General features: G+C 52.8%; 14 protein-coding genes and 1 pseudogene. 2 read left to right on the forward strand and 13 right to left on the reverse strand.

Going from position 1 to position 14,290, the window contains the following annotated elements:
* Positions 1–17: 17 nt before the first annotated feature.
* A complete protein-coding gene (locus FE845_RS03925) occupies positions 18–386 on the reverse strand; it encodes a YbaN family protein (RefSeq protein ID WP_200361906.1) in 369 nt (122 codons plus the stop codon).
* 47 nt (positions 387–433) lie between these two features.
* A complete protein-coding gene (locus tag FE845_RS03930; RefSeq protein ID WP_200361907.1) occupies positions 434–649 on the reverse strand; it encodes a hypothetical protein in 216 nt (71 codons plus the stop codon).
* A gap of 254 nt (positions 650–903) precedes the next feature.
* Here FE845_RS03930 and moaA point away from each other — a divergent pair, with 254 nt between their 5' ends.
* On the forward strand, positions 904–1,896 hold the full coding sequence (moaA, locus tag FE845_RS03935) for a GTP 3',8-cyclase MoaA (RefSeq protein ID WP_200361908.1): 993 nt from the start codon (positions 904–906) through the stop codon (positions 1,894–1,896).
* 112 nt (positions 1,897–2,008) lie between these two features.
* Positions 2,009–2,251 (forward strand): annotated as a pseudogene (locus tag FE845_RS03940) (thiamine pyrophosphate-binding protein); the annotation flags it as partial.
* Between the two features lie 200 nt (positions 2,252–2,451).
* Here the strand turns inward: FE845_RS03940 and FE845_RS03945 are convergent.
* From FE845_RS03945 to narJ, 11 genes are all read right to left on the reverse strand, one after another.
* Entirely contained in the window at positions 2,452–2,994 is a 543-nt protein-coding gene (locus FE845_RS03945; protein WP_200361909.1) for a nitrous oxide reductase accessory protein NosL, read from the reverse strand.
* A 28-nt stretch (positions 2,995–3,022) separates the two neighbouring features.
* Positions 3,023–3,853: an ABC transporter permease gene (locus FE845_RS03950; protein ID WP_200361910.1), complete on the reverse strand. Its 831-nt coding sequence runs from the start codon at positions 3,851–3,853 to the stop codon at positions 3,023–3,025.
* On the reverse strand, positions 3,850–4,782 hold the full coding sequence (locus FE845_RS03955; RefSeq protein ID WP_200361911.1) for an ATP-binding cassette domain-containing protein: 933 nt from the start codon (positions 4,780–4,782) through the stop codon (positions 3,850–3,852). Before FE845_RS03955 ends, FE845_RS03950 begins: the two co-directional genes overlap by 4 nt.
* Entirely contained in the window at positions 4,779–6,047 is a 1,269-nt protein-coding gene (locus tag FE845_RS03960; protein WP_200362771.1) for a nitrous oxide reductase family maturation protein NosD, read from the reverse strand. The genes FE845_RS03955 and FE845_RS03960 overlap by 4 nt, the downstream gene beginning before the upstream one ends.
* Before the next feature lie 192 nt (positions 6,048–6,239).
* Positions 6,240–8,135, reverse strand: coding sequence for a TAT-dependent nitrous-oxide reductase (nosZ, locus tag FE845_RS03965; protein ID WP_200361912.1), 1,896 nt, complete (start codon positions 8,133–8,135; stop codon positions 6,240–6,242).
* Positions 8,136–8,196: 61 nt separating this feature from the next.
* Positions 8,197–10,377 (reverse strand): transcriptional regulator NosR, encoded by a 2,181-nt coding sequence (gene nosR, locus FE845_RS03970; protein WP_200361913.1) that lies wholly within the window; start codon positions 10,375–10,377, stop codon positions 8,197–8,199.
* Between the two features lie 95 nt (positions 10,378–10,472).
* Complete coding sequence (locus FE845_RS03975; protein ID WP_200361914.1) at positions 10,473–10,874, reverse strand: ribonucleotide reductase subunit alpha; 402 nt, start codon at positions 10,872–10,874, stop codon at positions 10,473–10,475.
* A 23-nt stretch (positions 10,875–10,897) separates the two neighbouring features.
* The gene (locus tag FE845_RS03980; protein ID WP_200361915.1) at positions 10,898–11,647 is read right to left on the reverse strand and encodes a Crp/Fnr family transcriptional regulator; all 750 of its coding nucleotides are present in this window, start codon (positions 11,645–11,647) and stop codon (positions 10,898–10,900) included.
* Positions 11,648–11,827: 180 nt separating this feature from the next.
* On the reverse strand, positions 11,828–12,634 hold the full coding sequence (locus FE845_RS03985; RefSeq protein ID WP_200361916.1) for a peptidylprolyl isomerase: 807 nt from the start codon (positions 12,632–12,634) through the stop codon (positions 11,828–11,830).
* A 199-nt stretch (positions 12,635–12,833) separates the two neighbouring features.
* On the reverse strand, positions 12,834–13,511 hold the full coding sequence (gene narI, locus FE845_RS03990; RefSeq protein WP_200362773.1) for a respiratory nitrate reductase subunit gamma: 678 nt from the start codon (positions 13,509–13,511) through the stop codon (positions 12,834–12,836).
* A 23-nt stretch (positions 13,512–13,534) separates the two neighbouring features.
* The gene (gene narJ, locus FE845_RS03995; protein WP_200361917.1) at positions 13,535–14,287 is read right to left on the reverse strand and encodes a nitrate reductase molybdenum cofactor assembly chaperone; all 753 of its coding nucleotides are present in this window, start codon (positions 14,285–14,287) and stop codon (positions 13,535–13,537) included.
* Positions 14,288–14,290 lie beyond the last annotated feature (3 nt).

Consider the following 14,290-nt stretch of genomic DNA (forward strand, 5'->3'; position numbering starts at 1 on the left):
CAGTGAAAGCCGTTAAGTTAATACGAAGGCCGAGTTAACAAGTACATCGCCATGCACGCCATAAAAGTGCCTGATATAGCCAATACGATTGCCGCCATACCCATAAAAAACAATAAGCTCCAGCTCAGTAACATCATGCTGCAAGCCAACACTTTGGCCTTTATGGGTATAACCCGGTTTCGGCGCCAATCTAGTATGGCTGGACCAAACGTCGGATGCTCCTCCAGCCAACTGGCGAACGCCGGAGAGCCTTTGCTGGCAAAGAAAGCTGCCAACAAAACAAAGGGAGTGGTGGGCAGCAAAGGCAAAACCACGCCGATGGCAGCCAAAGCTATTGATATGTACGCGAGAACCCTGAAACCGGTTTTGCCGGATCGAGCGGCCATAGCGGGAACCTCACCCCTGTTCAATCTTTCACCTATTCTAACGCTAATCAGTGGACAGGTCTCCCGAGGCGACTTAAAAATACCAGCCGGGCGACATAAGAAATCTTGATACCAACCGCAAACAGCAAAGTGCCCACATGGGCAAGCACTTGAATCATCATAGGAAATCGCCCGGCAAAGGGGTAAGCCATCAAAATGGTGGCAATCAGGCCGAACAAAGACCAGACCATAGCGCTATTGGCACGAAACAGCAGTTTTTCCATTCTATCCTCCAAAGGGACCTTCATCGGGCATCAGGATGAGCGCCCAACTAATAACAAGTATTTTATAAACACCTTTTGAGCAAAGATCAACCAAAACCTAGAAATCAATCAGGCCCGTTCAACAAAGCAAACACCGCCAAAGGCATTAGGCTGGCTTACCTAACGAGGGGTATCGGCTTCCCTGTTTGATTCTGCGATACTCGACCTATCAGTAATCCGTAAACGCGCATTCAGCAGTTACAGGAAAGATACCGATGTCCAAGAGCAAGCTGACAGACCGTTTTGGCAGAACCGTCAATTACGTGCGCCTGTCCGTTACCGACCGCTGCGATTTTCGCTGCGTTTATTGCATGGCAGAAGAGATGACCTTTCTGCCCCGGCAACAGGTTTTAACGCTTGAGGAAATTGCCCGAGTAGCGAAAACATTCGTGTCTCTGGGCACAGAAAAAATCCGCCTCACCGGTGGGGAACCTCTGGTTCGCAAAGACATTCTCGAACTGGTTCGGGAAATAGGTACCTACGGCCTGCGTGACTTCGCCATGACCACTAATGGCAGCCAGTTGCCAACCATGGCAGAGCCACTGCAACGAGCTGGCCTGAAGCGACTGAATATTAGTCTGGACTCTTTAGACCCGGATAAGTTCGCCAGCATTACCCGCACGGGCAAGCTGTCGCAGGTTCTAGAAGGTATAGACGCAGCCAGAGCGGCCGGGTTTAAAGGCATTAAACTCAATACCGTTGTAATGAAAGGCGGGAATGATCACGAAGTTCCGGATTTAATCGAGTTTGCGCGAAAGAAAAACGTGGACATTACTTTTATTGAAGAAATGCCACTGGGTGAAATTTCCGAACACGACCGTGGTCAGGCTTTATGTACCAGTGACGAGGTGCGCGACATAGTCCGCCAGCACCACGATTTGAGGCCAACGCCGGAAGACTCCGGCGGCCCCGCACGCTATTACCGAATGTCTGACAGCCCCATTAAAGTTGGTTTTATCTCGCCCCACTCCCACAATTTTTGCTCAACTTGCAACCGCGTGCGGGTAACCGTTGAGGGCAGGTTGCTGCTTTGTTTGGGCAACGAGCACTCTGTTGATCTTCGCCGGGTACTTCGTGGCCATCCGGTAACCAATGACAAACTCCGACAAACCATCATGGACTCCATGGACCTAAAGCCGGAGCGCCACCACTTCTCCACCAATGGCGATGTGCAGATTCTGCGCTTCATGAACATGACCGGGGGTTAATCCCCGGCAAACCTCCGACTGCAATTTCAACGGCCTTCTCGCCAGTCAAAGCCCTACTTAAAACACAACAATAATTCTCAGGGCATATCCATGAAAAAAAACGGGCGCGACTCTTGTTCGCCACGCTTTGGAGCAACTAGGCATACGCCGCACCTTTGGCATTCCGGGTGTACACACCACTGAAATTTATGACGAGCTCAACCGTTCTGAGAGCATTGAGCCGACACTTGTAACCCATGAGTGCGGCGGTGCGTTTATGGCAGATGCGGTCAGCCGCACCGGTGCAGATCAACACGGTTTACAGCGGGGGTGGTTAAGACCAACTTGTCTCGGATGGCAACCCGGGACAAGTTGAAGATTGTGGGGCGCGCCCTATGGAGAAGGGTCCGGCTTTAATGCCCGCAACTTAGCTACATCGAAAGAATCCCGTGAGGCAGGGGGTTCATAAACACGCTGTGAATACGTCCATGTACGCTTGGCTCCGCCATCCATGGCTTCGCACAGTTTCTGAACCCCCTGCCTCACGGGATCCCCACTGCGAAAGGGAGCTGCCCCTTAATGCCCCATATCGCCATGCATTTCACCAGCGGGCATCTCTGTGTTGAGGTGCTCCAAGGTGATTGCATCAAAAGCCAATAACTCACCACCGTGTTCCATCATGAAGTCATGGGCAGCTGATTCGGTGGCGAAGCTCGCCAATGTCTGGCCCATAGCGCCTTTGCGCTCTGAGCCGACCACGTAGACAGCGTCTCGGGCGTCGATCAGGGCGGTATCGTCGGGGCTTTCCCATTCGGTTTGGCTCATGTCGTGAACATACAGCGTATGCTTGCGCATGGTGTTCTCTGGCTGCAGTGCCCATGCGAACATGTCTCGGGTGGAGCAGAATTTGTGGACGGTTTGCTCTTTCTCGGTAATCACTTCGCCTTTAGGGCCGGGGAAGCGGGTTATGGCCATGCCGCATACGTGGCACTCGTCACCGTCTTCGATGTGTACCGCGGCAGGTTTTTCGACGACTTTTTCAGTTTCTCCGGAGCAGCCGACCAGAAATACTGCGAACATCAGCAATGCTGGCAGTAATTTTAAACGAGCAGGTTTCATGGAACTCTCCATAATTAAGGGGCTAAGGTTAAATGCGGCGGCTACGGAACAACGCCCATGCGCCAGTTAAGGGAATAACAAACCACAGAACCAATGCCAGCCAAAGCCCGCTCGGACCAATGGGCAGGTCTGCCCCAAGGCTTAGAACGCCACTGAGCTGCGCGCTATCGCTAAACGTCACTATGTTTAACAAGCGGTAGATATCTGTTGGATTGAGTAGCAGAAGCCAGGGCAGTAGTTCTGGGTTGAATTCGCCTTGGCTTGCGACCAGTGTGCCCAGCAGCATCAAATCGAATATCAACACAAAGAAAAACCAGATCGCTAAAGCCAATCCAGCAGCGACGGGTTTCTCGCTTACGCGCACGCTAACAACATACGCCAGTGCAATAAAACTCCAGCCCAGCAATGTGGTCGAAACGATAAAACGGAGCATGGCGACAGCCAATGCACCCACTGCGACATCTTCTACCAACAATGCAATGGCAACGCCTGCCACACCAAACCCAATCAAAGTAGCCAGTGCCAACGTCAGTCCGTGGCCCAGAAACTTGCCGAATAGCAACTGCCCGCGGCTTAAGGGGTAGGTCATTAACAGCAACAAGGTGCCGCCCTCTTCCTCACCTACAATCGCGTCATAGGCCAAGAGCAGGGCAATAAGCGGAATGAGGAAGATACCCAAACTGGCAAGGCTGGCAATTGTGGCGGGGGTAGATGCATAACCCACCTGCCCAGATGCTGCGGCGCCAAACCAGGCGATGCCCACGGCGAGAGTTGCAAACACTATAGCAATGGCAATCAGCCAGCGGTTGCGCAGGCTGTCGCTAAGCTCCTTGCGAGCGATGGTCCAGATGCTGTTCATTGCGCACCTCCGCGGTGGGCAAGACCACCAGACCCTATAAAGTGCACGTACACGTCCTCCAGTGTTGGCTGGTAAATGCCTAAGTCACGCACCTCGCCGGAGGCCATCAGAGCTTTCACTAACGCCATTTTTTCCGCTGGGCGAACATCCACATGCAGCCGCCCATTATCGTGGCGCATCATGAGCCCTGCCGAGGCCTTGGCGTTATTTACAACTGACTCCAGTGCCGCCACGGTGCTTTCCGGTTCAATAGAAAGCGTGGTGGGCATATTAGCTTGCCTGCGCAACGAGGCCAGATCGCCCACTGCTTTCAAACTGCCCTCGGTAAGAATTGCCGCCCGATCAATGTATGGCTCTACGCCGGGAAGCACATGGGAGCAAAGAACAATCCCCGTGCCCTCATCCCGCAACTTGCGCAAGAGGCGGTAAAGATCAGCCGTGGCCACGGGGTCCAGCCCTACTGTAGGCTCATCCAGCATCAACAACCGAGGTTTACCGAGTAACGCTTGCGCGAGCCCAAGGCGCTGACGCATGCCTTTGGAGTAGGTTTTAACCCGGCTATCCATCGCATCATCCAACCCCACCTGCCCCAACAGTTCAGGCACTTGGCGCAGGCTCGCGCCTTTTAGCCGGGCAAAATGCGCAAGAATCTCGTGGCCGGTGAGCTGTGGATAAAACATCACGTTTTCTGGCAGGTAGCCGATGTACTGGCTGATTTTGGGGTCGCCAGCTTCGCCATCCAAAACCGACACCTTACCTTGGGATGGTGTCATCAACCCCAGAATCAACTTGATACTGGTCGTTTTGCCGGCGCCGTTGTGGCCAAACAACCCAAGAATCTCCCCGGGCTCAAGCCGCAAATCAACGCCATTCAACACCAGCGCCTTGTCGTACTTGTAGCTCACATTCTCAAGACGAAAACAACTCATCGGGACTCCGGTTGCAACATTTTGGGCGGACTCATCAACGGGTGTGAATCGGTCACCCCCGCAGCCTTAACTACTGGAAACGCTTCCTGAACCCAGCGCAGCGTATCCACCGCCGGGCTGAACATCAGAATTTTGGCTTCCGGATAAGTCCAAAGCAGACGATCAACGTTGTCATTGGGCTCATAGGGCACATCACCAACACCATCCTGATTGCGATCCCAACCGAGATAATCGCTCCAGAAATTACCCTCACCGTCCTTAGACCACTCCTGAGTGCGCAGGGCGACATACTTTACTTGACGTTGATTGTTGATAAACGCATTACGGAAAACCTCGTTATCCTCCGAACCTGCGGTTAAATGGATACCCACACCGCTGTCCCGAAACAGATTGTTTTCAAATGTATTGTACAAAGAGTTATAGATAAAAACGGCCTTACCTTCAGCGCCAGAGACAGAAACACCAGCCGTCTGACCCTGCGACACGCCGGAAACCACATTCCCCCGCAGTACTGACTGGGTAATGAAGTTCATCAGAATGCCGTAATTCTCATCATTCTCGGACCGGTTATTGAGCACCGTAAGGCGCTTGCTCTGCATCAGCGCATAACCAGTGCGGGTGCCCCGGGTCACATTGCCTTCCAACAGATTATCCATGGAATACATATAGTGAATCCCGTAGCGCAGATCCGACATGGTGTTATTGCGAATCTTATTTCCGTTCGCCGTCTCAATATAAATCGCATCCCGGGTTTGGCGGATATCATTCCCTTCAATCAAAGCCTCGGTGGTATTGAACAAATGAATACCATTCCCACGATCGTTCGGACGAACCGTCGCATCACCACGAATGATATTGCCCCTAACCGTCACATCCGGCGCGGCGTCTAACCAAATACCAAACGCAGTACCCTGTAGATCGTTGTTCTCAACCGTCGTATTACTGGCCTCCCGGCTAATAAAAACCCCGGCATTAAGCTCATTCAGATCCGTACCCCAGTTCCGGATACGACACCCGGCGAGCGTTACCCCCTCGGCCTCAATCTTCACCGCATTGCCCGTGCCCCCGCCATCAATAAGCGTTTCCGGACTGCAGGCGACAGTCACCCCCGACACCCGGATAGCCAAAGACGAAAGGTTTTCAGGTGGAAGCTCAAAAGAAGCGCCCGGCTCCAGATCATCCAGCTTCTGCTGAATATCGGCCTGAGCGGTCAGCGATAGCAAAGCGACTGTCAGGGCCGCAACTACGCGCAAAATGTGGTGCATTAAATCGGTTCTCACACTGGAAGCTATTGCCAAAGTTGGGCAATACACAGGAAGAGCCACTTCCAAAACTGTGCGAAGCCAAGCGTACATGGACGTATTTACAGCGTGTTTTGGAAGTGGCTCTTCCTGTGTATTGTTGCTCAAAGCCAGAAGAACCGGAGCCCATAAAGAGCTCCGGTCAAAGCACCTAAATTAGGCTTTCTCTACCAACATCCGCCCCGTCATCTCCATGTGCAGAGCGTGACAGAACCAGTTGCAGTAATACCAGTTAACCCCCGGCTTATCCGCAATGAACGTAACCGAAGACGTCTGCTGCGGGCTGATCTCCATGCTCACACCATGGTTAACCATAGAGAAACCATGAGTCACATCCTCAATGGTATCCTGGTTGGTAACATACACCGTCACCTCATCGCCCTGCTTCACCTTGAACTCCGTCAAGCCGAACATAGGCGCAACCGACGTCATGTAAACGCGAACCTTATTACCATCGCGAATCACCTTGTTATCGGATTCCAGAGTAATGCCATCCTTCTCAGCCTGAGCGCGGGCGCTAGCAAAGTAAGGATCGTCGCGAGTATAAACCTTCTTGGTCTTGATCTGATCACGGCGAACCATAATGCAGTCATGTGGCTCGGCGAACGCAGGGCCATCGTGAACCAGCTTCATCTCTTCACCGGAAATATCGATCAACTGATCGTTCTCCGCATGCAGTGGGCCTACCGGCAGGAAGCGGTCTTTCGAGAACTTTGACAAAACAACCAGCCACTTGCCATCCGCATCACGTGATTCCGTCAATGAAGCATGGTTATGCCCCGGCTGGTAATGCACATCCAGCTTCTGGCGCAGATAGTTAACCTTCTCACCGTTGTAGTGCTTGATAGCGTCAGCAATGTTCCACTTGGCCACCTGACTATCGATAAACAGCGTAGTGTATGCGTTGCCGCGGCCATCATAGGTAGTGTGCAGAGGCCCAAGACCCAATTCTGGCTCGGCAACAACAACATCGCGAAGTCCGATTTTGTCATCAAACACATCGTCCAACTTATCGATCGCAATAACCGTACAAGTAGGCGACAGCTTACCGGCTGCGATGAAGTACTTACCGTCCGGAGAAGTGTTCACACCGTGCGGGTTTTTAGGCACAGGAATGTAACGGGTAAGTCTGGATTTGCCACGGCCATCGACAACGGGAACTTTGGAGTCACCTAGCGTCTTGAAGTCGCCATTTTTTACAGCTTCCTCGATACGCTCAATGTTGAATACCACAACCCAGTCACGGTCGTTGCGCATGGTGCCTGCCAGATCGGTCGCTTTCTCCGAGTTGTAGCAGGTAGAGGCGGCGTACTTGCCAGTATAGTCGGCGTCTGTGTTATCCAGATTGCCGTCTACAATCACTTGCCAGGCCACTTCCATGGTTTCCGCATCCAGCGCATTAAACATGGTGTAGCTGTTCTCCATGGAGAAATCGCTGCCATCGTTAGGGTGCGGGATCATATATTCTGCGTTGCAGAAAACGTACTTGGTGTGCGGCACTTTCTGCAGGCGCAGACCGTGAATGGCCTGCACGTTCGGAATGTGGGTAATCTTGTCGCACTTCATAATATCCAGACGGATACGTGCAACTCGGGTATTGGCCTTATCGTTGATGAACAGATACTTGCCATCGTAACGCCCGTCAGTCATAGAAACGTGAGGGTGATGGCAGTCGCCGTTCAGGAACTTGTTGTCGTGACCAAGAACGTCCTTACTTTCGTTAGTGATACCCCAACCCGTGGCAGAGTCGACGTTGAAGACAGGGATGCGCATCAACTCGCGCATGGAAGGTATGCCTAGAACGCGCACTTCGCCTTGGTGGCCACCACTCCAGAATCCGTAATACTCGTCCAGCTCGCCCGGCCCTACGTGAATCTTGTTTTGTGCTTCTTTTGCCGCAGCGGCAAAAGACTCGCGGGTCATTACAGCACCACCTAGGCCCGCAGCACCAACCGCACCGGCCAGCGCAGTAGCGCCCAGAAAACGGCGACGGCTCAAGCCGCTTTCGCCGTTTTCAGCCACATCCTTCTTAAACTCATCTGTCTTTTTCATAACATCCAACTCCGTTATTAGTAATGGCGGTTCTATTTCTCTTTTTTTTGGTTTTGCTCTGCTACGTCACCTGCACCACCGGAATCTCTTCCGGGTGGCCCGGCGCGTTGTGACCACGACGTTTGCCTCTTCGCTTAACAATCAGCGGCGGACACTTGTGGTCATCGAAATAAGTCATCTGGCAATCCAGACAATAATGGCATTCCTGATAATTGATGGTGCCGTCCGGATGAATAGCCTGAACCTCACATTCCTTGGCACAGAGCTGGCAAGGATTGCCGCACTCTTTGCGGCGTTTGAGCCAGTCGAACACACGCAGTTTGGTAGGCAACGCCAAAGCGGCGCCCAGCGGGCACATGTAGCGGCAGAATACTTTGCGAGTGAATATGTTCACTACAAGCAACAGAACGGCGTAGGTGACAAACGGCCAACTACGATCAAAATGCAGGGTAATCGCGGTTTTGAAGGGCTCGATTTCTGCCATCTTCTCAGCGGTGGCCAGTGAGTCTAGCGATACCCCGAACAACACCAGCAACACAATATACTTAACAGCCCACAATCGTTCGTGAATAGCCCAGGGTACGTCGTACTGGGGCACTTTGAAGAAGCGGGCAATTTCGTTGATCAGTTCCTGCAGGGCACCAAACGGGCATAGCCAGCCGCAATAAACCGCTCGTCCCCACAGCAGCACAATGCCCGCCACAGACGCCCAGAGCACAAAGATAATCGGGTCGATGAGGAAAGTTTCCCAAGTGAAGCCACTGACCAGACTGTGCACAAACGCCAGTACGTTAACGATCGATAACTGACCCAAGGCATACCAACCAATGAAAAACAGCGTATAGGTGAGGAATGCGTGGCGAATCCAGCGAGTTATCTTGGGCTTCTTCACCAGCCAGTCCTGGAAGAACAAAATCAGCAGAAGGACACCAATACCAATACCCAGAACGATCACCTGAAACTGGCGCTGGTACCAAACTTGTACCCACAGAGGCTGGCCTTCGAGCCACTCTTCTTCGGTGAGCACCGGTTCTGCACGGGTGTAATACTGATCCGGCAGCTGGTACTCCAGTGGGAATACTTGAAACTCACTGTCCAGAGGGCCAGTCTGCCGCTTTACGGTCAACTCCAAAGTCCAAGGCGCGCCAGGGTCAAAGTTATGCTGTTGCCGGATAATAAAAATAGCCATTTCCTTGAAATCGGGCATACCCCCAGCATAAACATCGTTGAGTCGGTAAAAATCGAGATCACGGAAATTGAAGGTATCGCCGTATTGGCGAATCTGCACACGATCGAAAATACCGCCGCGCACATAGCCAGAACCTTTAAAGGAGTATTCACCGTTAGCCATAACGGCAATGGCCTGCTCGCCCTCTTTCAATTCGAACATCAGCCAGTCGTACTGGCTCTCGCCCAGCAGGTTCCGGCCAATGGTCGGTGTATCCAAATAGGCTGTGTACAGATCTATCAGAGGTTCGTCACGCTCCTCCGGTGCGGCCGTTTCGATACCTTCTGCATCGGTGCCTTTGAAGGAGTCATCTACCTGGCCTTTGGTTAGCAGCAAACGACGAATTGAACCGTCACCAGTCAGCTGTTCCCAGGTGCGGGGCTGAAAACCATCCATAATGACTTCAGCTGTGGGAGGGCGCTTGGTACCACTACCCTCTACCAAACCCAGCTCAACGCCTACCCGGTGAGCGGTTCGCATAATCACTTCGTTAATTACCATTACGGTTACGGTAGCACCTGAGAGGCCGTCTACAGCGACCTTGCGCTCGGTAGAGGTACCGCCCACGGTCACGCGCTGGTCTGCTTTCAGCCCGGCGTACTGGTCGGTGAAATCATGCATCTTGCTTTCGGGAATGCCCACCAAAAGTATGGGTTCGTCGTGGTGAATCACTTTGGCAAAGCGGATGGTGCCTTCGTTATCCAGCACCACCATGGCGTTTAGCGGCTTACCGGAATAGGCAGGGGTTTGCACGAAATCAAGGGATTGGTAGGCATAGCCTTTGAGCTCGTCGCCAGCGTACAGCTCTTGTATGGCGCGGTTGCCTTCTCGGGGTTCCAGTCGGGTTACTTCAGGAAAGGCTTTCTCGATAACTTGGCGCCCGGCCACCGGCTCGTACTGACTAAGGGGCGCAGCCTCTACCAGAGGCAAGGTTGCCAGCAGCAGGGTGAAAACACAAAAAACGGCACGAAAATTAACGTTCAAAGCAAGCCCCCAACAAAAACAGCGAATCATCCAAGCCTGAATTAGCCAGCCTAGGTGATTGAGGAATAAATCAAATACCTCTATGTGGTTAGATCTTCCGTGAAAAACCAGATAGACAACTCGGCTCAACCAAGGCTGACGGCGTTTCCACTCTTATCTAAGGGCAGGTAATTGCTAACATTTCCCAAGCGAATGGACTCCACCATCATGGTCATTGGCTGCTGGGCTTCGTCTGAAGATGGAGGCGTTCCGCCTCTACCGGACATGGCTGCAACAAACACCACATCCCACGACTGGCCGGTATTTCTAGACTCTTCCGCCAGTACAGAAAACTCTGAAACCTCCTGAGGGGTTTTATCAACACAGATAACCGGAGTAAGCGCACCGCCCTCGCCTCTTTCGAATGCGGCTTTTTCTTCGGCGGAGGCATCATCCGGTAATTCTGCCCGGCAAAAAACGAACAACAGACGCTGGGGTTCGCGCTCGCTTTTCGTTGCTTTGATCAAATCACTGTAACTGCTAATCATGAGGGCTATATCCTTTCTAAGGTCTACTGGCTGATTTCGATCAATCTTTTAGGATCGGAGATAAACAGTTTGCTCCGGTTTACCCTAACCAACCCGTTAGACTTGAGATCCGCCAAAATTCGAGAGAAGGTTTCCGGCTGCATTGCGAGCCTTGATGCAACCAAGCACTTTGGCAAAGGCAACTCTACTTCCCCTCCTTCTGCAACGCCGTTTGGTAGCAAGTCAATCAAGTAACGGATCAGTCGATCGCGAGCATTCTGAACCGTCATGATTTCGAGGTCATGGAACCGGGAAACTGCGCGCATGGCGTAATGCCTAAGCGCGGCGCTGGCATACTCGGGTTTGCTATCAAGTAGCTCCTGATAAGCTTTTACCGGGATCATCAGAACTTCACTGGATTTCAGTGCTTCGGCGTAGCATGCGTATCGCGCAGGATCGGCGTAAATCATAACTTCGGCAAAGCAGTCGCCGGGGGCAATGCTATCAAGAGTACGATCAATGCCAGATGAATCCAGCCTATACAGCCGCAAGCGACCGGATATAACAAAGAAGAAGTGGTGGGCGGGCATGTCCTGACGGTAGAGCAGTTGATGATGCCCAAGGCGAAGGCGGCGGGATTGCAGAATCAGATTCTCCAAATCCGAATTGCTGAGGGTACTGAAAAGGGCGTGACTGCGCAGTGGCTGCAACCCTCCTTCATCGTCTACTAGCGTATTGGTAGCCACCATAACCGGTTTGGCGTAGCGGGATTCTGCAGATTGCATCGCCACCATTATCATATCCTCGCTCATATCATGCATTCAAAATCATGTTTTATGATAATAGGAGGATACTCTCGAAAAATCGCTCCCTCCATGGAGGTAGTAACACGGTTATTCAGGGGAAATTGACTTAACTCAAAACTTCGCATTACTACCTGCTTCGCAAATTCGCTTCTTGTTTGCGGCTTGTCGTCACTGCATTAAAGGTGAATCCGGTAATTCAAGATCCACACCTTGAACGCCCGCCTCAAATGCCAACACTTGCAGATATTGGCGGCATGCCCTCCGGGTAACGCTTTCACTCAAATACTGGCGAATTTTCGGCTTCACGTGTTCGTAGGGGAGCTGCTCGCCATCAATGCGCTGATCTACACGAACAATGTGCCAGCCGTACCGGCTTTCGATCAATTCCGGATTAAGTCCCTCTTTCAGCGTGAGCACAGGCCTTTCAAACTCTTCGACGGTTTGCCCTTTACTGATTTGGCCAAGACTGCCGCCTTGATGACGGGATTCGCAAGCAGAGTATTGTTTGGCTAAAGGCACAAACTGGGCACGGCCTTCTAATAGAGACGACAACAACTGCTGCCCTACTTCTTCTTGGCGCATGCGCTCTTCCACATCATCTGGCGCAGCGGCCAGCAGGATGTGGCTGACCGCCATGAGCGTTGGGCTGCGGAACCGATCGGGGTTCGACGCATGAAAGCGCTCGCAATCCTCGTCACTGGGTTCCGGCACATCGAGTTCTTGCTCTAGCACGCGAGCGATAGCGGCTTCTTCATCCAGCTCTTCGGGTAACTTTAAAGCTTTCGCCTGTTGCAACAAAAGCTCGCGGATAACAAGGCTTTTAGCCGCTTCATGCCAAGCTTCAGCAACCTCTTCCGCCGGGTGGTGCTGCATTTCCCGGGCTATATCCTCTTCGGTAATCAGGGTTTCACCCACATACACTGGTGGGAACTGGTTTCTGGGCTTTTCCGGTTCACCGGTTGGGATCAATTGCATGGTAGGTCTCCGTCAATTTGTTGAGTGAGGGCTCTCCCCCTCTCCCCAACCCCTCTCCCTCCGGGGGAGAGGGGCTTTACTGCACTGCTCTCGGACCTGGGTGTAATCCCGCAGGCTGGGACCGCTCCCGCAGGCCGGGATGTGTAACTCCCCTCTCCCCTCGCGGGAGAGGGGCTGGGGGAGAGGGGGAAGCTTTCCCTTACGCGCGCTTACGCACCACCTGATACTTCCGCCCGAAGTACTCCAGCGGCACACTCAGCATGTGCACCAAGCGAGTGAACGGGAAGAGAACAAAGATCGTCAAACCCAAAAATATATGGAGTTTGTAAATCCAGCCCACGCCCACCATGTATTCAGCTGCACCACCTTGGAAGGTAAAGATGCTTTGTGCCCAGCCCGCCAGCAGCAACATGGTGCTGCCATCAAGGTGGCCAAGAGTTGGCACTATCGTCGCCAACCCAAGCAGCACCTGAACCACCAGAATGATGATGATCATATTATCGGCAAAGGTGCTGCTGGCACTGACCCGAGGGTCCGTCAGCCGACGGTGGGCCAACATAACACCACCCACCAAACACATCACACCGGCAATGCCACCCACCACAATCGCCAGCACCTGTTTAGTGCCTGCCGTCATAAACGGTTCGTAAACAAAGTGCGGGGTCAGCAGGCCAACCAAATGACCAAAGAAGATCACCAGAATGCCTACGTGGAACAGCACGCTGGCCAGCACCATGTTTTTCTTACGCAGCATCTGGCTGGAATGAGCCTTCCAGGTGAACTGCCCGTGATCGTATCTTGCCCAAGTGCCAACAATCATCACCACCAGAGCAATGTACGGGTAAATCCCGAAAATCAATGTATTCAGATAAGACATCATCTTGGTCTCCTCCTGCGCCGTCAGGCGTCTCTCGCGGCGGCACGCGCCTGAGCGGGCGTTACATCCGTCATCAGATGATCACTGAGGTGAATGGTTTGGGTCTGTTCCATTTCGCGGCGGCGCTGGCCAACAACGCCACCTGTATTACAGGAACTGCCCTGATCATCCACAAACTTCACCATTTCTTCTTCCCAGACCTTGTCCAGAGCCTCTGCCGTATCGTCGCGCTCCTCAGAAGCCACAAGCTGTGCCAGCTCCTGACGGTTCGTTGTGCGACCAGACAGTTCCAGCAAAGAATCCATGGCTACGTGATAGATGCTTTCACGCTGGTACAGGCGCTCGCCCAGCAGGCCAAGAATGTGGTGGATATCTTCCAACCAGTTTTTAATCTCGTCCCAAGGCCGGGTCGACAAATACTCCAGGAACAGCGGCAGGTAATCCGGCAATTCCTTGGCGTCGATTTCCAGCCCGTTAGCGCGATATTGCTCCATCAGATCGACCATGGCCTGACCGCGGTCACGTGACTCCCCATGAACGTGCTCAAACAACAGCAGCGAGGTGGCGCGGCCTTTGTCGAATGTGCCTGTGTAGGCTTCTTCGAGATCCAGCAGGTCGCCATCGCATAAACGGTCAATACACTGGAGCAGTTGCTCTTTGTTTTTCCTTGGCAACCGGCTGTCCTCCAGGACAGCGGCAACCATGGCGTCTTTGGAGGCCTGAAGCTCCGCCGTGGGATACTCCAGAATCCGTGCCAGTACTTTTAATAGTTTCATGCG

The sequence above is a fragment of the Marinobacter sp. 1-4A genome, assembly GCF_016597725.1.
GTDB lineage: Bacteria > Pseudomonadota > Gammaproteobacteria > Pseudomonadales > Oleiphilaceae > Marinobacter.